The sequence below is a fragment of the Streptomyces sp. B5E4 genome, from assembly GCF_039871555.1.
Classification (GTDB): Bacteria; Actinomycetota; Actinomycetes; order Streptomycetales; family Streptomycetaceae; genus Streptomyces.
In genome coordinates this window covers 191529-210491 of sequence record NZ_JBDPMI010000013.1, presented here as the reverse complement: position 1 = coordinate 210491, position 18963 = coordinate 191529, and the positions used below count along the sequence as shown (strand labels likewise).

General features: G+C 67.5%; 20 protein-coding genes. 6 read left to right on the top strand and 14 right to left on the bottom strand.

Features of this window, described 5'->3' with window-relative positions:
* The coding region (locus ABGA99_RS19285) for a hypothetical protein (protein ID WP_347583052.1) at positions 1 to 387 on the bottom strand (387 nt) is incomplete at its 3' end.
* Between the two features lie 169 nt (positions 388 to 556).
* Here ABGA99_RS19285 and ABGA99_RS19280 point away from each other — a divergent pair.
* Both ABGA99_RS19280 and ABGA99_RS19275 read left to right on the top strand, forming a co-directional pair.
* On the top strand, positions 557 to 1003 hold the full coding sequence (locus ABGA99_RS19280) for a hypothetical protein (protein ID WP_347578455.1): 447 nt from the start codon (positions 557 to 559) through the stop codon (positions 1001 to 1003).
* A 55-nt stretch (positions 1004 to 1058) separates the two neighbouring features.
* Entirely contained in the window at positions 1059 to 1430 is a 372-nt protein-coding gene (locus tag ABGA99_RS19275) for a 6-carboxytetrahydropterin synthase (protein ID WP_347583051.1), read from the top strand.
* Between the two features lie 17 nt (positions 1431 to 1447).
* Here the strand turns inward: ABGA99_RS19275 and ABGA99_RS19270 are convergent, their stop codons facing one another.
* Entirely contained in the window at positions 1448 to 2950 is a 1503-nt protein-coding gene (locus ABGA99_RS19270; protein ID WP_347578456.1) for a hypothetical protein, read from the bottom strand.
* Between the two features lie 486 nt (positions 2951 to 3436).
* Here ABGA99_RS19270 and ABGA99_RS19265 point away from each other — a divergent pair, with 486 nt between their 5' ends.
* Entirely contained in the window at positions 3437 to 5467 is a 2031-nt protein-coding gene (locus ABGA99_RS19265; RefSeq protein ID WP_347583050.1) for a UvrD-helicase domain-containing protein, read from the top strand.
* Between the two features lie 1433 nt (positions 5468 to 6900).
* Here the strand turns inward: ABGA99_RS19265 and ABGA99_RS19260 are convergent.
* Together ABGA99_RS19260 and ABGA99_RS19255 are read right to left on the bottom strand one after the other, a co-directional pair.
* Positions 6901 to 7080, bottom strand: coding sequence for a hypothetical protein (locus ABGA99_RS19260; RefSeq protein ID WP_347578458.1), 180 nt, complete (start codon positions 7078 to 7080; stop codon positions 6901 to 6903).
* Between the two features lie 103 nt (positions 7081 to 7183).
* The gene (locus tag ABGA99_RS19255; protein WP_347578459.1) at positions 7184 to 7696 is read right to left on the bottom strand and encodes a topology modulation protein; all 513 of its coding nucleotides are present in this window, start codon (positions 7694 to 7696) and stop codon (positions 7184 to 7186) included.
* A 195-nt stretch (positions 7697 to 7891) separates the two neighbouring features.
* On the opposite strand from ABGA99_RS19255, the gene ABGA99_RS19250 reads away from it, so the two are divergent.
* Positions 7892 to 9067, top strand: coding sequence for a phosphotransferase (locus ABGA99_RS19250; RefSeq protein ID WP_347578460.1), 1176 nt, complete (start codon positions 7892 to 7894; stop codon positions 9065 to 9067).
* Here the strand turns inward: ABGA99_RS19250 and ABGA99_RS19245 are convergent.
* From ABGA99_RS19245 to ABGA99_RS19210, 8 genes are all read right to left on the bottom strand, one after another.
* Entirely contained in the window at positions 9054 to 10088 is a 1035-nt protein-coding gene (locus tag ABGA99_RS19245; protein WP_347578461.1) for a glycosyltransferase, read from the bottom strand. The two genes, ABGA99_RS19250 and ABGA99_RS19245, sit on opposite strands and share 14 nt — an antisense overlap.
* A 4-nt stretch (positions 10089 to 10092) precedes the next feature.
* The gene (locus ABGA99_RS19240) at positions 10093 to 10710 is read right to left on the bottom strand and encodes a hypothetical protein (protein WP_347578462.1); all 618 of its coding nucleotides are present in this window, start codon (positions 10708 to 10710) and stop codon (positions 10093 to 10095) included.
* A complete protein-coding gene (locus ABGA99_RS19235; RefSeq protein ID WP_347578463.1) occupies positions 10707 to 11585 on the bottom strand; it encodes a PIG-L family deacetylase in 879 nt (292 codons plus the stop codon). The genes ABGA99_RS19240 and ABGA99_RS19235 overlap by 4 nt, the downstream gene beginning before the upstream one ends.
* A gap of 20 nt (positions 11586 to 11605) precedes the next feature.
* Positions 11606 to 12340 (bottom strand): glycosyltransferase, encoded by a 735-nt coding sequence (locus ABGA99_RS19230; RefSeq protein WP_347578464.1) that lies wholly within the window; start codon positions 12338 to 12340, stop codon positions 11606 to 11608.
* On the bottom strand, positions 12337 to 13254 hold the full coding sequence (locus tag ABGA99_RS19225) for an aminoglycoside phosphotransferase family protein (RefSeq protein WP_347578465.1): 918 nt from the start codon (positions 13252 to 13254) through the stop codon (positions 12337 to 12339). The genes ABGA99_RS19230 and ABGA99_RS19225 overlap by 4 nt, the downstream gene beginning before the upstream one ends.
* Positions 13251 to 14150 (bottom strand): glycosyltransferase, encoded by a 900-nt coding sequence (locus tag ABGA99_RS19220; RefSeq protein ID WP_347578466.1) that lies wholly within the window; start codon positions 14148 to 14150, stop codon positions 13251 to 13253. The genes ABGA99_RS19225 and ABGA99_RS19220 overlap by 4 nt, the downstream gene beginning before the upstream one ends.
* Before the next feature lie 486 nt (positions 14151 to 14636).
* On the bottom strand, positions 14637 to 15089 hold the full coding sequence (locus ABGA99_RS19215; protein WP_347578621.1) for an ATP-binding protein: 453 nt from the start codon (positions 15087 to 15089) through the stop codon (positions 14637 to 14639).
* Between the two features lie 106 nt (positions 15090 to 15195).
* Entirely contained in the window at positions 15196 to 15333 is a 138-nt protein-coding gene (locus ABGA99_RS19210; protein ID WP_347578467.1) for a hypothetical protein, read from the bottom strand.
* Between the two features lie 245 nt (positions 15334 to 15578).
* Between ABGA99_RS19210 and ABGA99_RS19205 the strand changes: the two genes are divergently transcribed.
* Positions 15579 to 16466, top strand: a complete 888-nt coding sequence (locus tag ABGA99_RS19205; protein WP_347578468.1) for a helix-turn-helix transcriptional regulator — start codon at positions 15579 to 15581, stop codon at positions 16464 to 16466.
* The gene (locus tag ABGA99_RS19200; RefSeq protein ID WP_347578469.1) at positions 16453 to 16662 is read left to right on the top strand and encodes a DUF397 domain-containing protein; all 210 of its coding nucleotides are present in this window, start codon (positions 16453 to 16455) and stop codon (positions 16660 to 16662) included. The genes ABGA99_RS19205 and ABGA99_RS19200 overlap by 14 nt, the downstream gene beginning before the upstream one ends.
* Before the next feature lie 97 nt (positions 16663 to 16759).
* On the opposite strand, the gene ABGA99_RS19195 is transcribed toward ABGA99_RS19200, so the two are convergent.
* Entirely contained in the window at positions 16760 to 18430 is a 1671-nt protein-coding gene (locus ABGA99_RS19195) for a relaxase/mobilization nuclease domain-containing protein (protein WP_347578470.1), read from the bottom strand.
* A complete protein-coding gene (locus ABGA99_RS19190) occupies positions 18427 to 18780 on the bottom strand; it encodes a mobilization protein (RefSeq protein ID WP_347578471.1) in 354 nt (117 codons plus the stop codon). Before ABGA99_RS19190 ends, ABGA99_RS19195 begins: the two co-directional genes overlap by 4 nt.
* Between the last annotated feature and the right edge of the window lie 183 nt (positions 18781 to 18963).

Genomic DNA, 18963 nt, shown 5'->3' with positions numbered 1-18963 from the left:
CTCGACCTTCGCCGGCACCAGCTCCAGGCCCAACCGGGCAGCCAGGTCCCTCGCCCGCAGCCCCTGGCCGCCGCTGCCGGCCTCCAGCACGGCCAGCAGCCTGCGGTACTCAGGAGCAAGCACCTCACCCGTCACACCCTCGCGCCACTGGGGGACCACCGCACCGGCCACGGGCTCCTTCACCTCAACCGGAACCCGGGCCGGCCCGACCGGCTCCTGCAGCACAGCACCCGCAGCCAGGACCTCGGCCAGCTCCGCGAGCGCGACGACCCGCCGGCCCAGCACAGCCTCCGCCTCCACCAGCTCGACCCGAACCCGGTCCGCCTCGGCACGCAGCTCCTCCACCCGCACCCGCGCAGCCGACTCCCGAGCCTCCAACAACCCCATCACCGACGGCACCCGCATACCTCCCCGACGAAACAACACGACGTGCCGTCCCTGCCGCAGAACCACCGACATCATGCCTGAACAGCGAAACCGCAACGATCACATTCGGAAAGACAACGGCTTCTTAGAGGGGTGCGTGCGTGCTGAATGACGGGTGGCCGATACCTGCATGCCGATCGCCGAGGTCCTGCTGCTCGCCGCCGACGGACACGGCGAACTCCTCGACCAGGCCAACCGCTTGGCCATCGCCACCTGCGTCGAAACCCGGCGCAGTGGCATGATCCGCAGCGAGATCGCCGCACACTCCCTGCGCAGCCGGATCCTGCTCCGCCAGGGCAACACCGCCGCCGCCCAGGAGCAGGCAAGCCAGGCCGTACGCATCCTTGACGAGGTTGGGGACATGCCCGCCCTGCGCACCGAACAGATCCTGTACCACTCTGCCGTGGTACGGACCGCCGGAGGCGCACCGGAAGAAGCACACGCACTCCTGGCCCGGGCCCGGCACGAAGTCGCCCGCAAGGCCGACCTGATCACCGATGACTCGCTGCGCGACCGCTTCCTCACCCACGTCCCCCTCAACACTGCCATCCGCGAGGGCGAAGGGATCGACCAGTGACCGGGGTGGACAGCCTCCGAAGGTGCATGGCAGCGGGTGGCAGACTGGGGCCGTCATGCTGACGATCACCAAGGAGTTCCACTTCTCGGCCAGCCACGTCCTGGACCGGCTGCCGAGCTGGCACCCCTGCGCCCGCATGCACGGCCACAACTACATCGTTGTGCTGGAGCTGTCCGCCCATCGTGAGGACCTCACCGAGGCGGGGTTCGTCCGTGATTACCGTGAACTCGATGCCTTCAAGAAATGGATGGACGATAACCTCGACCACCGTCACCTCAATGAGGCGATGGGGGGGGGGTGTTCACCGTCGGCAGAGAATCTGGCCGCGTGGATCTTCGACCTCTGGATCGAGCGATTCCCTGAACTGAAGGCGGTCAGGGTATCCGAGACGCCCAAGACCTGGGCCGAATACCGGCCAGAGCGGTGAAATGAAGAACGGGGTTTCTACGCACAGTCCTGCGTCCCGGGCCGCCGCGGGACGACTCTGACTTGGTCGGCGTCGATCCGCAATGGCTCCCGGGTCGGGTGGTTCCACAACACTACTTGACCGTCGGAAACACCAAACGAGATGTACGGTTCTTCGGGTCGCAGGGTTTCCCCCTCCTCAGTCAGTTTGCCTGCCGGAACGGTGGGCACAACACATTCCCATTCGGGGCTGATGCCGAAATAGGGAGGCGGTTCGGTACCCCGAGCGGCGGCCTTTTTCAACCTGTCGGCTGCTGCTTCCGGTGATTTCAGTGTCGTCGATGCGGCCGAGGTCAGGGCCGATACGAGAATGAGAGTGGCGAACACGCCGGCTGCCACGCTGCGAGGGCGGATGAGATGGAAGTACCGCAGGATGCCCCAGCCGGCGGCGATGAACAGGATGGCTCCGAAGGACAGCCAGAGAAGCTTCACGGCAGCGGCAAGCTGCCAGATGCTACTGACGGCCGTCTCGGTCGGAGTCAGACCGAGTTCGTCGGCGTAGACGTCGTGCAGCAACCGGTCGGTGAGCGGCAGCGCGGCCACCACCAGGGTGGCGATCACAGGCAGCACGCTGGCGATCAGCACCTGCCACTTCCATCGGCGTCCGAGGAGCACAAGACCGACTGTGGAGTAGGCAATGACGGCCATCACGACCGCCTGCATGGTCGTTATGCCAGTGATCCATCCTGGTATGCCCAGCGCGATGACCACCGCGCCCGCGGTCATCGCCAGAGAGACCGTCGCTGATCGGAGCCAGGTGCTTGCCGTCGGCAGTGTGAATGCGTTCCACCAGGCCACACACGTGCAGGCAAGGGCTGCAAGCCAACAGACAGCGGCCCCCACAGGGGCAGCCCTCAGTGCGAGGTCTACCAGGATGATCACGGCGAACCATGACCCCAGGATGCGGGCCAGCGCTCGGTTGAGTGCCCTTTCTCCGTGCTGCACGGTCCCCGGACGTCCTCGGCCGTCCAATGGCCGAACATCGATGTCGTGGCGTGCGGCCATACCCCGGGCGAGTTCAAGGGCAGCGGTCTTGCTGCCGTGGACCCTCAGTCGTACGTCGAAGAACCCCATCCGCATCGCCATACCGGAGAGGACCTTGCGCAGCCACCAGATGGGTTGGGACCAGGCGTGTGCATGCGGAGGGGGAATGGCCCAATCCCGGAAATCTGTCGTGTGTGCCTGCCATTCGGGCAGCATCGCCCGGTCGGCTTCCTCATGCCGGAACACCCGATCGTAGATGATGGTCTGTGATGCCTTGGCCAGGTGGGCGATAGCCCAGGATGCTTCGCGGTCCGCACGCCACTGCGAACCCGTGACCGGTACGTCGACCCATAGAAACCGTGAGTCCACAGAATCGGCGCCCAGGGCACGTTGGGCTGTTCGGCGTTCTCTCGGTGTCGGCGCTTGGTAGGCCCACCCCCGGTCATTGAGTTGCTGTTCGGCCTTCGCCCACTTGCCTGGACCGCCCTGGATCTCCACCAGGACGGACCGAACACGGTCGGGAACCACCGGGGTCATCGCCAGCCTTTCTCTTGAACCATGCGAATGCGGATTTCCGTCACAACGATGGCTGACAAGCGAACCCCAACTCATCGGCGCGGACTGCCTCGACGACCGTCGTAACTGCCTCCGCCGTGCCGGTGGTGCTCGCGGAGCGCAGATGCGGAGCACTCGACGGCGTTGCGGGCCAGGGATCCTGCCCCCTGGCCTTTCGCCAAGCACGCCCGCCAGCCGGCGCATACGTGGTCGTAGGGTCCCGACCGGATGCGCACCTCTACGCCAATTGTCCGGCAGCCGGCGACGGCGACGCAGCAGATCGCGGCCTCACTGCGGGAAGGTGCGAGTGGCCTGTCGGGGATGTTGCCAACCGTCCTATGATCGTTACTCCGTGTGAGAGAGGGTGGTTGCATGGTGGCTGGCGGGTCGGCGACGCGGCGGGCGCAGGAGGCGCGTCGGCAGGAGGCCATGCTGCGTGCGCAGTGGCGGGCGGCCCGGGAGGAGGCGCGCCGCTGGGAGGCCGCAAGCGAGGGGGAGCGCTTGGTTGCCGCCCAGTTGCTGGTGCTCACCGAGTGGGGATGGCGCCTACTGGTCGACCGCAGGTGGCCGGGGACCCGTGCGGCCAACGTCGACATGCTGCTGGTGGGGCCCGGGGGCGTGTTCGTGGTCGACGTAAAGAACTGGCGGTCGGCCCCGGAGGTCGTGGACGGCAGGTCGCTGCGCGCCGGGGGCGAGTCGCGTGACAGCCATGCGGCCAAGCTCTTGGCCGTCACGAGAGCGGCGGAGGGGGCCGTGGCGTCCCTGGGGTTGTCGCCGGTGGCCGTGCAGCCGCTCATGGTGTTCGCGGGGCAGCGCGTGAACGTGGAACTCGGCAGGATCAGGCTGCTGGGGGAGCACGAGGTCGGACCGTGGCTGATGGCCGAACGCGACAGGTTACGGAAGGAGTCCGTACGGGCCATAGGCGATCACCTGGAGCGGGTCTTCCCCGAGTATGAGGATTCCGCCGTCCCTGGGACAACGACGGAACGGTCAGCGGCCGGGGAGGAGCCGTCGCAGGGCTTGTTCGACATTGACGGGCTCCGCGAGGCGGTACTGAACGATGCTCGTCAGGCGCCGATCGAGCAGTGGATGACCTTCCTCCACCCCGACCAGGTCAGCCTGGTACGCCGGAATTGGGCCGGGCCGGCCCGGATCAGCGGGCCGGCCGGCACGGGCAAGACCGTCGTCGGGTTGCACCGCGCGGCGTACCTCGCCCAGCGCACGGCGGGGCGCGTCCTCTACGTCACCTTCGCCAACAACCTCCCCCGGGTGCAGGCAACTTTCCTCGCGTCCATGGCGCCGGCCGTCGTGGATCGGGTGGAGTTCCGCAGCCTGCACTTCTGGGCCCAGGAGTATCTGCAGAGTCGCGGCATACAGACCCGGCTGCACGGCGGTAAGGCCGAGACAGCCTTCAGCCTCGCCTGGAAAGACGTCGGCCGCGACAGCTGCCTCGCCGAGATCGACCCCGGGCACGGCTACTGGCGCGAGGAAATCGCGTACGTCATCAAGGGGAGGGGCATCACCACCTTCGACCAGTACGCCCTGCTGCCCCGCAAGCGCCGCCGTGCCAGCCTGCGCCGCCACCATCGGCAGGCCGTGTGGACCCTCTACGAGGCGTACGAGTCCATCCGCGCCGAGCGCGGCGTGGACGACTTCGACGACGTACTGGCACGCGCACTTGCCGAGGCGCGCAGCACGGAACGGTCCCCGTACGACGCGGTGATCGTCGACGAGGTCCAGGACCTCACCCTCGTCGGGCTGCGCCTGCTGCACACCCTGGCCGGTGACCGGCCCAACGGCCTCCTGCTGATCGGCGACGGCCAGCAGGCCGTCTACCCGGGCGGCTTCCGCCTCTCCGAGGCCGGAATCGACATCCGCGGGGATCGTGGGCAGGTGCTGCACACCAACTACCGCAACAGCAAGCAGATCCTGGAGGCTGCCCTCGCCGTCGTCGCGGACGACTCGTTCGAGGACATCGACGGACTCCATACCAGTGGACGCCGGCAGGTCGACCTCACGTACCACGACGGCAGCGTGGCCAGGGTGTCGAAGCCGAGTCCGGCCGAGCACGACCAGGCGCTCCTCGCCGCGTTACGCGCGTTGCCGCCAACCGCCCGCGCCGACTCCGCGGTGCTCTGCCCCTCCATCAAGGCCATCGCGCACTACCAGCGACTCCTCACCCAAGCCGGCATACCGGTCTGCCTGCTGGAGCACTACGACGGACGCCCCGCCGAGGGCGTCAAACTGGGCAGCTACCGCCGGGCGAAGGGCCTGGAGTTCAAGCAGGTGTTCCTCCCGCAATACGACGCGCACGTGTCCGCAGATGCCGGGGCGGGTGATCCGGAAACGCCGGAGACCACACGCGAGCGGCACGAGCTGGCGCGCAGCCAGCTCTTCGTTGCCATGACCCGAGCCCGCGACCGGCTCTGGCTCGGCAGCGTAGACCCGACGTCCCGTTAGTCAGTGTTGTCAGCCGACGCGGCTACCTGGAGGCGACGCAGGCGTTCGCTGGTGCGATGCCGGAGGCGCCGGCGGTGGCGATCGGGATGATGAACAGCGCGGGCCCACGTCGAGATCCGGGCCCAACATCATGGCGATGTTGTCCGTGAGGGATGGGCTGCAGTGCCGAACGTCATCAGCGCTCAGGTTGTGCAGATCGGCAGGAGCGGCTGCTTTTAGCCACGTTGCAAGTCACGAGTCCGTCAAGCTCGTGGTTGGGCGAGCCCTTGGCGCGTCGAGGCAAGGACGGCCTGCGGCAGCCTCGGAAGGTGATCAGTCGTGCACCCTCTCGACTGCGGAGACGCTCTGTCGATAGGCCGTGATGGTTTCTATGGTGGAGGAATGGCGAACGGTGTGTGGCATACCGGCTACGGGATAGAGATCAATCTTTCGCTACCGGATCTTGGGTACCCGGGATGTCCGGGACTCATGGAAGAGATCAGAGCCAGCGTCGCCGACCGTGATCCGCAGTTGCTGGAATGCCTTGCGCACCATGAGGGCAGGGAATGCCAATCGGAGAGAGGCGGGAAGTCGCCCTGGATGTTCATTCGCCAAGGGCGTGTCGGAGGGCGGCGCCCGCTCGTTGCCTCTCATCTCCCGGTCACGCACAAGGCGACTCCTGCTGAGAGCGCGCAGCACAAGGCGACCAAGGAACGGGTCGTCGAAACAGCACGGCGATTCGGGCTGGACGCGGAGTCCGAGGTCCCCGTCTCGGGCCGTCGGACTATCTCTGACGCTGTCGTCACAGGGCCAGGCGGACTTCAGATCGGATGGGAGATCCAATATCACCACCTCAGCCCCAGCACGGTGCACCGTCGCTCCACCATCGTCGTCGACCACGGCCTTACACCTCTGTGGGTTGCGAAGGACCGTACGGCATCACTGATCGACCGCGCACCATGGGTGCGAGTCGATGACATGCCGTGGAAGGACATCTCAGGCGGCAAGGAGATGGTCATCCGAGGTGGCTATCGCCACTTGGAGGTATGGAAATGTGTACCCAGTAGCGACCGCCACTGTCTCCAGGATAGCGGCGGCCACTGCGGTGCGATTCACGCGGACTGGTTCGTCCCGGCGTTGTGCGTGCCTATCAAGGATCCGGTTCGGATCGAGGACCTCGTCTTGCGGAGCGCCATCGGTGACAGTGTCCCGGTCTACGTCCCCAACCGCGGGGTTTACCGGGGTAACGGACGGGCGGGTCGTCACATGTGGGTCTCGGCTAGAGACCGGGCCCTGTGGGACGAGCTGGTGGGGGAGCGGTCTCTTCCGCCAGCGCCTCCAGCGAAGGAAGCGGACGATGGCATCACCTTCGCCGAGCAGGAGATCGACCGGACCTGTCGTGCCGGTGAGGAAGGCTGGCACGTCAGTGACGCCAGGCCCTTCCGTGATCTCGATCAGCCAACGGGCGGCGTCACGCTTCCGGCCATGCCTTCACCACGGCCCCGGGACGCGTTACGGATCACACCTGTAGAACGGATAGCCGCTTCCGCTGCCTTGCGATGCCAGCCGTGGGAGTTGGGACGATGCGCGGGCTGCGACCAGCTGATGGTCAGGTACCGGCCGAACTCTGCCATGTACTGCACTGTGTGCCGCGCCGTCCTCAACAGCCGGTAGCTACGTGAGGAGGCAGCCGTGGGCTGGTTCATGCCGGACCCCTGCTCCCGGGGCGCGGGCCGGTCAGGACTGCTCGGAGGCGACCTTCCGCAGCCAGCGGCGGGTCTGGCGCCGGTTGGTCAGCAGCACCACGTCGGCTCGGCCGGCGGCGTACTCTTCGATCTTCGCCATCACCCGGGGCCGCATCTTGCGGCGGTATGTGGCGACGTACTTGATCACGCCCCAGTGGATGCGGTTGTGCACGCCGTTGCCCTTGTGCCCGGCGCCATGCCGGATCTGCCGGGAGAAGATCCCGTACAGGGCCGCCACGGTCGACACGTCCATCAGAACCACCGTGTCGCAGGCTTCGAGCCGCACCGGCAGCGTCGAGTTGTAGTTGCCGTCGATCACCCACTGCGGCTGCGCCACCAGCTCGCGCTGCAACTCGGCGAACTTGTCCATGGGCAGCGCGTTCCACTCGTCGTCGTAGAACGCGGCGTCCAGGTGCGTCACCGGGGCATCGAGGATCCTGCCCACCTCGCGGGCCACGTGGGATTTGCCGCTGCCTCCGCAGCCGACGACGGCGACCTTCTTCACGGCACTCCAGCGTAGAGAGGTTCGGGTTGGCGGGGGGCGTCCCCCGGACACGTTCGACTGATCCAGGCGACAGGGCCTGTCGAGCCGACCTCATCGGATAGCTCCCTGCTCGGTCGCCGTGGGCTGGGCGAGCCCGTGTCGAGGGGGCCACTGATGTCCTGGGCGAGACCGGTGGCGGCGGCGCCGGATGGACGCATGGATACGGTCGACGGTACTCGGCCGCGGAGAGCCACCGGCCCGAGCGTGCACCACCTGGAGCACTCGACACCTTCGGGGCGAGAGCGCAAGCTGTTGTTTCTGGTGGCGGCTGGGGGGCGTATTCTGCGGCGGGTGATTGATGCCGTTGTTCCGGAAGAAGCCGGGGACGATGCCCTGGCGAGGGATCTTCCGGTGATTCTCGATGCATTCGATCTTGGCGTGCTCGCCGAGTCGCCCCATTACCTGGCTGACGGCTTGATGAATCGCAACTGGCGCGTGAGCACTAGCCAGGGCTGCTTCGCGGTGAAGCTGATCGTCGATGTGCCCCTGGAAGTTGCAGGCAGGAACCTGGGCGCGCTGTCCGCTCTCGCCTCCGCCGGCCTCCCGGTGTGCACCCCGCTGGCAACAAGCGGCGGCAACGCCGTGGCGGAGGTTGACGGCCGAGGCTACTGCATCATTGAGTGGGTTGATGGTGATCACGTCCGCGGCAACGACTTGGATCTTGACCGGGCTGCGCTTCTCGGCGAGCAGCTCGGGCAGATTCACCGGGTCTTGGATCGCCACCCGCCTGGGCCGGTACCGCTGGCCCCGCCCCCGGCGGGAGCCACCCCAGCGGAGAAGGCCATGATGGCTGCCGATGGCTATCTCGACATGATCGACAGTCTGAGGGCGCCTGCGGCGTTCGACCGCGCGGCTGCCGATTCGTTGGAGCAGCGGAAAGAGCTGCTGGCGAAGTACGCAGATCAATCTCCTCGGGGTGAGGTCCCCGCAGGCCCGTGGGGGTGGACGCACGGAGACTTTCAGTACCGCAACATTCTGTGGCGGGAGAGTCGGGTGGTCGCAGTATTGGACTGGGACCGACTGCGCGTCCGCCCGTACGCCGAGGAGGTAGTGCGCACCGCTCAGGTGCAGTTCGGCGTGGAGGGCCGTTTCGATCTCGATCGGGTGCGGGCATTTGTGGCCGGCTACCGCCGGGTCATTGATCTCCGGGCCGATGATCTGGCCGATGGTGTGCATCGGCTGTGGTGGAAGCGGATGACCGATTTCTGGCAGCTGAGCTTCCACTACAAGCGTGGCGATCACGGCTGTGATGATCTTTTTCTCGCTGACGAAGCCCTGCTGCACTGGTGGACGGACCGGCTAGACGAGGTCCAGGACGCTATGGCGGGATAATCCCGGAGGCCGCGAGTTCCGGTAGGAGGGGGCGGGTGAAGGCAGCCGCGTGCTCCCGCCCTCGTCGGCCCAGCAGTGGGCTGTGCGGGGCTTCGATCGCGGCGGCCCAGGTTGCCGCGTCGCTGTGCACCGGGAAGGTTGTGCCTCCCTCTCCGATGGCTTCGGGGATGCCGCCGCGGTCGGTACCCAGGCTGGGGATCTGATGCAGGGCAGCCTCGATGATGACGCGGGGGAAGGCGTCCTCGACCACGGAGGGCACCAGGAGCAGCCGATGATCGGCGTAGACCGCGCTCATGTCGTAGACGCGGGACAGGTAGGTGACGTTCGGGTAGGCCGCGAACTCCGCCGCGGTGTCCCACCAGCCCTCGACGAGGGTGAACTTCTGCCGGGGCAGGAGCTTGATCACTTGATGGAGCAGGGCAGCGCCCTTGGCCGGCACCGGGTTGACCATGAGGACGCCCGTCCCGCTGGGAGCGGTGACCGGAGGAGGCGCGAAGGGCGGATAGATCAGCACCAAGCACGTCCCCGAAAGGGCGCGGGCGCGGGACAGGACAAAACGGGACACGGCCATAGCGGCGTGTGGGCGGCCGTGGAGGACCTTCTGACTGGTCGGCGAGACCGAGTGGAGCCAGGCCGCCACTATCGTGTGGTGGCGGGCCTGGGCGGTGAGGTCGGCGGCCCCTTCCTGGGACGTGAGCATCAGGTCAGGTGATGGTTCGGTAAGGGCTGTGGTGAGGGCGGAGCGCAGACGGTCCTGGGTGACGGCGCGGCAGTGCACGCCGTTCCAGGTGTACCGGATCTCATGTTGCCGGGCTTCGTACGGCACGTCGTGGACTGCAAGATGGCGGCGCAGTGCCGGCAGTTGAGTTTCCCGGTTCCAGGGCGCCTCGTGCGATCCGAGGTACGTCACCTGCCAGCCGGCGGCAGCGAATTCCTCGGCAAGCAGCTGTTGGGAGACCTCCGCGCCGCCGATCAACAGCGGTGGCGGGGTACGACGCCAAACGAACAGAACGCTCGGCACGCGCTCACCTGGCCTCGTCGTCGGCCAGGTGAGCCCGTATCTCCTGGGAGATGTGCTCCGCGGGGCGCTCGGCGGACAGAACCGTGATCTGTCCGGTGATCGGTGGTTCAGGCTTGTCGAAGAAATAGGAGCGGGTCTGGGCGAGGAACTCGGGTTCGTGCAGGAAGTACGCGGACGTGGACTTTTCGTGGTCGGTGGATCGGCGCCGGCGGAGTGTGGCGTCGGATACGTCCAGGTAGATGGTGTGGTCGGGACGCAGGTGAGGTAGCTCTTCCAGGCGCTGGCGCACCTGATGATGCGCACCGAAGTCGTAGAGCCGGTCCAGGGCGTAGGCGTGTGCCATGAGGGTGTCGACGGAGCGGTCCAGGATCACGAGGCGGCCTGGGTGCTCCGCTGCCGCGGCGACGCGGTCGGCCTCTGCGGACATGAACGTCTCGAAGGCGGCGAGCTGTTCGGCTGCCGACCTGGTCCTGGCCGGGGGGATCGGGTGCGTGGGACGCAGGTGGCGGACGTAGCAGCCGAAGAAGATCGCCTGGCCTGCGATCTCGGGGATCTCGCGCAGGAGCCGGATCGCCGTGGTCTTTCCCGCGTACGAGGGTCCTTCGAGGCTGAGGATCGTCACGGCGTCTCCAGGTAGTGGGAGCGCTCGGCATACGCGGGGGTGCCGCGCGGAGGATCTAGGAGATCGGCGGCGATGGTCCAGGCGTGGCGGAGGGGCCGGTACATCTTGGCCGGCGGGTGCATCTGGGAGCCGTGCAGGCACAGGAGCGTGAGCTTGTCCAAGAGCACGTTGGTGATGTCGGCAAGCCGAGGGCACAGGCTGGAACCGGTGCGGGTACGGAAGAGATGTTGGTCGCAGCCGGACAGTGCGTAGGTGGGCCAGAAGGCGAGATCCTCGAAGAACCAGCGGCAGCCCAGACGGCACGCGGCCTCGTGGACCAGGAGGTGATCGGGGTGACGTGTCACGCCTGCCGGCGCCAGCAGCTCCGCGTCCGGGTTCTCGTCGAGGAGCGCCCGTAGTTCTTCTGTGATCGTGCTGAGCCGCCGCGGGGCGTAGGCCCGGTATGGCTTCGCTGCGTCCTCGTGGCCTAGGAGTATCTGTCGTGCTGCGAAGGGACGTAAGGCTTCGGCGCCTTCGCGTGCGCGCAGCGCGGACACGACCTCGGCATCCGAGTACGCGGCCTCCAGCGCAGGGTGGACACTTGTGGAACGGGAGAAGATCGTGATCACGGTCAGCGGCCGTGGTCGGGCAAGGAACAAGCCGGATGCTGAGAGGGCGAAGTCGTCGTGGTGCGGTTCGAGAACCACTACCGGGCGCCCGATGGGTTGGCGTTGCTCGATGACGTAGTGGGTGCCGCTGTGCGGCGCTGTCACGGTCAGCAGCGGCGCCGTTCCCTGACGGGCGGCCAGCTCGTCCTGCCACGTGCGGTGGGCGGCGATCAGGTCGTCGGGGAAGGTGTAAATGCCCGAGGCGTCCGGTACCGGCAGCGATGGCACGGTGAGGTCCTTCCGGATGGTCAGCGGACGGTGGACTGGTACCAGTGCCGCCAGAACGCGGACGAGGTGGGCTTCAGACGTGCGGTGAGGGGGTTCTGCCACCACACCATCCGCCAGGTGGGCCACTCGTCGTAGCGGCGCGTGGAGGGCTCGACGTGCAGGTCGTCGACGAGGGCGACGGGGCGTCGGAGCAGGTCGCCGAGCTGGCGCAGCCGAGCGAAGAACTCCACGTCCTCACTCATGAACCAGTCCGTGCGGTAGCCGCCGAGCTGGTGGAAGGCTTCAGCGGTGCAGAACTGGTCCACGCCTTGTGCCCCGCGGTGCCGACGCCGGTAGCTGTCCCAGTACCAGCACAGAATCCGAGCGCCGAGCCTCATGGGGGCATAGTGCGGTGGGATCGCGCCGCCGACGTGCTGGCCGGATTCGAGCACACGCACGACAGCGGGGACGGCCTCGACGGGAATGGTGACGTCGGCGTCGATGAAGAACAGATAGCGGCCCTGGGCAGCATCGGCCCCCGTGTTGCGGACCTTGCCGATGTTTCGTGTCTGCTCGTGAACGACGCGGGCGCCGAGGTCCTTCGCAACCTCGGCTGTGGCGTCGGTGCTGGCGTTGTCGACGACGATGATCTCGCCTTGTTGCCCGGACATCTCCTGCCACCGCTTCAGAGACTCCAAGACTGTGGGCAGGTGACGGGGCAGGTAAGCGGCCTCGTTGAACGCCGGGACCACGATGGACAGAACGGGAGTGCTCACCGCCTGCTCCCTTCTTCGTTGAGGGCGGGCTGCCGGAATGGGTGCGGCATACGTTCGGTCGCGCGCCGCAGATGCATCCCCCACCGAGCGCGCGGGGCCTCGTCGCCGTCGCGCCTGGCAGTCACCCAGCAGCGCGTCGTGTGGAAGACGACGGCAGCGTCCACAACCTGCGCGTTCAGCGGATGGCCGTAGGCTGCCGTGACCGTCTCGCGTTCGTCTGGCTCGACAGCCCTGGCCAGGGTCAGCGTCTGGGCTACGTCGAACTCCCGGATACACGGGGCGGTGTGCACGAAGTCGATCACGTGACCTTGACCGACACCCTGCTGGGACGCGGAGAGGATGACGTTCTGACTGTGCAGGTCCCCGTGCCCCAAGACAGAGCCGGTGGTGCCGGCGAAAGCCGTAGCCAGCACTTGCAGCGCGGGGTCGATCCGGTGCATCAGCGCGCTCGGGCAGCGTTCGGCAAGCCAGGAGACGTGGTCGGCCAACGGCCGTGCCGATACCTGTGCCCGCCTGGTGGGAATCTGGTGAAAGCGACGCAGCAGCTTTCCTAAGTGATCAAGCTCCTGCCGGCGGGAGATGCCGCCTGTCCTGACAGCGGCATCCAACGTCAGTTCACCAAGATCCGAAGTGACCAGCGCGGTTGCCGAATGCCCGGGGACCCGCCCCGCCCCCAGCACGGTGGGAACGGCTACCAGGCCGGCAGCGGCGTCGATCACCCGAGCCTCCGTCATCGCGTTCCGGCGTGCGGTGCCCGCGAACACCTTCACGACCACCTGCCGACCGTCAGCGAGCACTACCCGGTAAACGGTCGAACGCGTCCCCAGCTTCAGCCTTCGTGAGACCGCCGCACCGACCCCCAGTAGCTCCGCGCATGCGCGCGCGACCACGGGCTCCACACCTGATGCCGTCATCGCCGACTCCCATCGGCGACGGCCTCGATGCCCAGCTCACCCATGCGGTTCAGGTGGCGGACCGTGGCGTGCAAATGCGACCGGTAGTCCCGCACGTCTTCCGTCTCCGGGCAGTTGCGGAGCCAGGGCTTCTCCCGCCCGACGAAGTGGACGAGCGCCGCGTCAGGATCGGAGCGAATCGGTCGCCTCACCACGCGCCGTACCCAGTCGCCACGCTCCCCGAAACGGCCCAGCTCAAAACGGTTGAAGGAAGGCGCAACCGCGTGCACTTTCCGGGAAGACAACAGCCAAAGGTTCAAGGCGTCCTGGTCGTTGTGCAGGATATGCCGACGCCCTCGAAGCAGCGTCTCCTCGACCCCCCTACGGAGCGGAGACAGCATCGCGGCCGGCACCCACAGCACACCGGCGTTGAAGTACGCGCAGTCCCCCAGGTGCGGCCATCGCTGTGCCACCCCGGGCAGCCCGTGCCCCGTCCCGCCGACCCGCGGGTTGAACTCATCCTGTACAGCACCGACACGGCCAGGCCCCAGGCTGTTGAACGGACTCGACAGATCCCCACGCACCAGCACGTCTGAGTCCATGTAGACCAGGTAAGGACGGGCCACAAACGCGGGAGTGAACTGGAACCGGAGATAGGTGGCGATGCTGATGTACTCGTTGTCCGCCATGTATGAAGAAGCCGAGGGCGCACGCCACCGCAGGCTGAACGAGCCGAAGCCGAGCTGTCGAGCAAACTGCGCCATGGTCGCGGCATGTGCGGACGACAGGTCCAGGGTCAGTACACGTAGCGCAACTTCTTTGCGGTCCCTCGGCGCCAGGTTATCGGCTACAGATGACACCGCTGCAAGCGCGGGGAGCAGGTATCGCTCATCGAGGCATAAGCCGATCGCATACACCAGGCCCTCCACGTGACGTAGTTGCACAACGGGCGACAGCTTGGGTACATGGAGGCGGAACTTCCGCTCCTGTAAACACTCTGTGATCGGAGCTCATCGAGCGCTACCTCCGGAATCGTGAGGTTGAGGGGCGGCGTCAGGCGGCTCTGTGTCGCTGACGCAGCGAGCCGAGGGGGCAGCCGACAGCACGTAGTGGGTGCTGCCATCGCAGATCACGAAGGCATACGTCTCGCTGCGCCGCGAGAGCCCGTCCGTGCTCTCGCCCATCGGCTAACCAGGTGCGCACCGGTCGGGCCGCCGCAGGGTCCAGTTGGTCTGCCACATGCTGGGCACGCCACAGAAGCCAGATGAGCACGAGCCACGGCGAGCGAGCGGCTTCCCCGCCGAGCCGGTACACCGCCTGCCTATCCGTGGCGTAGGCGACGCAGTCCGCGCGGTACCCGGTATCGACGGAGGTCGTGGGGAATGGGGCGACGACATCAGTGATCATGTGTCTTCCCCCGTGTCGCACTGTGGGGCGAGGGGGAATGCGCACCACACGACCTTGCCGAGGCTGCGGCGGGGGGACGTTCCCCAGCGGGCGGCGAACACTTCGACCAGGCGCAGACCGCGGCCGGTCGGGTCGGTGGGGGCAGCCTCGCGCAGCTTGGGCAGGGCGGGGTTGCTGTCGTGTACCTCCACGAGCAGCTCGGCGTCGGTCAGCGACAAACACAGCATGAACAAGCGGCCCGGCGTTTTGCCGTGTTGCAGTGCGTTGGTGCACAGCTCGGAGACGCACAGGCGGACGACATCGACGTCAACTACGGCTGCCCACTCGCTGAGGACTTGGGTGGTGAGGACGCGGGCCCGGGGGATCGAAGATGCGGTGTTAGGGAACAACTTCGCGCGCGTACGCCTCGACGTCGAGGTCGAAGAGGCGTGGGTGGGCGCGTTGTCCATAGCGGTCACCGCCACCTCCTGGGCACAGCCCGATGCGGGCGCAGCTCGACGTCGGGCTCGCGGCCTGGAGTGGGGCGGAACTTGCGGAGTCCGCGCGCGGTGCGGGTCATTCGCGTACCTCCCAGTGCAGCATCGCGAGGTGCTCCCGGATCTGCTCACCGAGCTTTTCCTGTTGGTCAAGCAGGTCACCGGTATCGGCTGGTGCCGCTGGCGACTGTTCGGCCCGTTCCTGCTCGGCAGACATGAGGTGCCCTCCTTCCGGGATCGTCCACAGGGCGCGTCCTCAAGATTGGCTCTGCGTTGTGGCCTGGCCACGGACCGCGACCGGATTCTCAGCCTGTCGAGCATGGGACTCGATATGCAAGACTTCATGCCGAGACAACTCAACTCAGGGTCCAAACTGGTGACTTGTCTTGCACGACGGAGGATCAGGGTCTTTCATGCCGAGCAACCAAGTCCTTCATACTGGGGACAGAGAAGGGGCGGAGGATGACGGAAGGACCGACCGGATCAACCGTGCCGCGGCGACAGCTCGGGCGGCACCTGCGTGACCTGCGGAATAAGGCGCGCCTCACCGTCCGGGCCGCCGCGAAGAAGCTGGAGTGGTCCGAGGCGAAGATGTGGCGCATCGAAACCGGGCAGACCCCGATGCGCAGCCTCGACGTCCAGGCCATGTGCACCGTCTATGGCGCGCAGGCCGACCTGACCGAGGCGCTCATGGGGCTGGCCAAGGAAACCAAGGCACGCGGCTGGTGGCACGCGCATGGTGACGTGATCCCGGAGTGGTTCGACCTCTACATCGGCCTCGAAGAGGCCGCCACGAGCCTCACCTCGTACGAGAGCGACCTCATCCCGGGCCTGCTGCAGGTTGAGGGCTACGCGCGGGCTGTCACGCACACACACGTCCCATGGATCGCCCAAGATGACCTGGAACGCAAGGTCCGCTTGCGCATCGAGAGGCAAGCACTGATCACGCGGGCGACCGATCCACCCACCTTGCGGGTTGCACTCAGCGAGGGAGCGCTGCGCCGGCCGATCGGGAGCAGCGAGGTCATGGCGCAGCAGCTCGCACACCTCGTGTACGTATCCGAGCTGCCGAACGTGACGCTGCACGTGGTCCCCTTCGCTGCTGGTATGCACTCAGGGGTCGTCACTGGCCCCTTCGTCATCCTGCGCTTCCCCCGCAACGGTGACGGGAGCGAGACCGAACCGCCTACGGTCTACGCGGACGGGTATACGGGGGGCCTGTACCTGGACAAGCCGAACGAGGTCGAGCGGTATGACACGGCTTTCCAGGGGATTTGGGAAGCATCGCTCGATGAACAGGCGTCGCGGCGTCTGATCGCTGACGTGGCAGGGAGACATGAACAGGGTTGATCAAGGCACCGTCAGGTGGCTCAAGTCGAGCCACAGCAACGGCGAAGGCAACTGCGTTGAGGTCGCGTTCCTTGGAGACACAGTCGCCGTACGGGACAGCAAACATCGGGGCGCTGGACCGGTTCTGACCAGCACGGTTGGGGAGTGGGCCGCGTTCATCGCAGGTGTGGCCGCCGGAGAGTTCGGCGAGGTGTAGCGACTGTTACAGCACCCGAGCACCCACGAGCGCCCTCCCGCGCGCTACGGGGTTGCCGGGGCCCATCGGGGAGATGGGGCCGCCCGCTGGAGAGGGCTCAGCGGTGCCGCTTAGGGGCCTGAGTCGGCGAGGCGGCCGGTGGCGCGACGGGTCCGCGGGGGCTGCGTGCTGCGATGACATCGGCGTGCTTGCTCGGGGTGTGGTGCAGGCGCCAAAGGAGGACTTCGGCAGGGTGGGTAGCGGTGTGGAGTTCCCGCTGTCCGGCGGCCTCGGCGAGTGTGTCCTTCACGGGTGTGCCGGCGGCTTCGGTGCTGGTGAGGGTGGCTGTGAGGGCGGGCCAGGCTGGATCGGCGAGGATGCGTTCGGCGTGTTCGGGTAGCACGTGGCGGATGAGGTCGGCGTAGCCGTGTTGGATGTCGGGGCGGGGCGCGTGGGTGGCGAGTTGGGCCAGGGCGGGGGCGGCGGTGTGCTGGTAGGCCGTCTGCAGGTGGGTCAGTGTCGTCTGGGCGGCGGCGGCTTGCTGGGCGTGGCCCCTGGCTTGGTGGAAGCGGTGGGCGGCGATGGCTACCAGCGTCAGGGTGATCAGTAGGTCCGCGATGAGGGCTGTGTCCGCAGGCTGTCCGGCGGTGCGCAGGAGTCGCTTCGCCGAGGTGCGCAGGGCGGCGGCTTGTGCGTGTTCGAAGCGGATGCGGGAGCGGGTGGCTCGTTCGAAGTGTTGAGCGGCGGTGAAGATCTCGACGCGGGTGGGGCCGGTGGTGACGGTGGGCAGGATGTCCAGCAGGTCGCCGACGGCCGCGAGCTGCGCCTGACCGAGGGCCGGGTCGTCGCCGTGGAGACTGGTGTGGGCGGCCCGGACGGCGCGGGTCGTGTGGCGCCATCGCTCGCTTGCGCGGCCTGCCCGGGGCAGGCTTCGCGTGTCGGGTGCGGTGTCGTGGGCGGCGATGCGTTCGCGGATCTTGGGCCAGGTCAGGTCCTTGGCGAGGGTTCCGCCGGCGAACCACACTGGCTCGCCGTCCTTGTTGCGGTTGTCGGCGGTGGCGACCTTGAGGCCGATGATGTCGCCGGACGGGGCGATGCGTCTGTTGACCAGCACGTGTGATGACGCGAGCTTGGTGAAGAAGTCTGCTTCGGAGGTGGCGTGGGCGGCGGCGGTGCGCACGATGGCGCGCAGCTCGTCGCGTGTGGTGATGGTTTTCCCCTGGCGGTCGGCTTTGTGGCGTTCGGCGCTGGTGGCGCGTTTGGCGGCGGTGCCGTCGCCGGCGTTGACTCGGGTGAGGCCGTAGTCGGTCTCGATGCGCCGGCACTCGGTTTGGGCGCGTTTGCCGGAGCGGTGGTGGTCGGGGCGGCGGCCGTCCTCGCGTACCAGGGTGGCGATGATGTGGATGTGGTCGTCGGCGTGGCGTACGGCGGCCCAGCGGCAGCCGGCCCCGTCGCCTTCGGGGGCGATGCCGGTAGCGGTGACGATGCGGCGGGCGATCTGCGCCCACTGGGTGTCGGTGAGGATGCGGTCGCTCTTCGCGGCTCTGACGGAGCAGTGCCAGACGTGCTTGGCCGGGCGTTGGTCGGCTTCCAGCAGGTGCAGCGGCTGGTCGAGCAGGTCGCGTAGGTCGGCGCGGGTGGCTGTCGGGTCGCGGCCGGGGTCGGGGGCGGTGTCGTCGTGGGAGGCGACGAGGTGGGGGTCGATGTGTGCTTCGGCCTTGCCAGGGCCGTAGAGGTAGTGCAGCAGGCCGAGGGTGGAGGAGCCCTGCTTGTGGACCTTCGGGATCATCGGCCCTCCGGACGCTGGGGGTTCATCAGCGCGATGAACTGGCCGGTGGCGTTCTTCAGCGCCTCGGCGGCTTGCTGGACCGATGCGACGGCGGTGTCGAGCTGGGCGGGTCGCTCGCCGGTGTGGAGGGCCTTGACGGCTTGGTTGAGGAGGTTTCCGTTGGCGCGCAGGGTGCGGTGCGCGGCGAACAGCTCCGCCAGCGTCTCCCGGTTGGACGCGATCAGCGCGGCTGTGCGCTCGGGGTCGGCGGCAGCGGCGAGCGTGGCACGGGCCATGTAGGTGGCCCGGGTGACCTCGGCCGCTGTCGCACCGGCGTCGATGGCGGCCAGCTCGCGTGGGCTCAGCCGCACGCTGACCGCCGTACGCTGCCTGCGATTACGGGAACGCTGCCGTACCCGCCGCCGACTGGCGACCCGCTGATCCGGCTCGGGTCCGCCCTCGGACCCGGCCCCTTCCCCCGGCGCCCCCTGGCGGCGGACAGCCTCCGCCACCCCCGGGGCGGAAGCCGGTTGGGACACTCCCCCGCCGGGGGA

What these genes read in the sequence shown, in the direction of transcription:
- ABGA99_RS19280 (WP_347578455.1), top strand. Translation starts at nt 557, where the DNA reads ATGCCGATCGCCGAGGTCCTGCTGCTCGCCGCCGACGGACACGGCGAA.
- ABGA99_RS19275 (WP_347583051.1), top strand. Translation starts at nt 1,059, where the DNA reads ATGCTGACGATCACCAAGGAGTTCCACTTCTCGGCCAGCCACGTCCTG.
- ABGA99_RS19265 (WP_347583050.1), top strand. Translation starts at nt 3,437, where the DNA reads ATGCTGCGTGCGCAGTGGCGGGCGGCCCGGGAGGAGGCGCGCCGCTGG.
- ABGA99_RS19260 (WP_347578458.1), bottom strand. Translation starts at nt 7,080, where the DNA reads ATGGCAGAGTTCGGCCGGTACCTGACCATCAGCTGGTCGCAGCCCGCG.
- ABGA99_RS19250 (WP_347578460.1), top strand. Translation starts at nt 7,892, where the DNA reads ATGGATACGGTCGACGGTACTCGGCCGCGGAGAGCCACCGGCCCGAGC.
- ABGA99_RS19225 (WP_347578465.1), bottom strand. Translation starts at nt 13,254, where the DNA reads ATGACGGCATCAGGTGTGGAGCCCGTGGTCGCGCGCGCATGCGCGGAG.
- ABGA99_RS19215 (WP_347578621.1), bottom strand. Translation starts at nt 15,089, where the DNA reads ATGGACAACGCGCCCACCCACGCCTCTTCGACCTCGACGTCGAGGCGT.
- ABGA99_RS19210 (WP_347578467.1), bottom strand. Translation starts at nt 15,333, where the DNA reads ATGTCTGCCGAGCAGGAACGGGCCGAACAGTCGCCAGCGGCACCAGCC.
- ABGA99_RS19205 (WP_347578468.1), top strand. Translation starts at nt 15,579, where the DNA reads ATGACGGAAGGACCGACCGGATCAACCGTGCCGCGGCGACAGCTCGGG.
- ABGA99_RS19200 (WP_347578469.1), top strand. Translation starts at nt 16,453, where the DNA reads ATGAACAGGGTTGATCAAGGCACCGTCAGGTGGCTCAAGTCGAGCCAC.
- ABGA99_RS19195 (WP_347578470.1), bottom strand. Translation starts at nt 18,430, where the DNA reads ATGATCCCGAAGGTCCACAAGCAGGGCTCCTCCACCCTCGGCCTGCTG.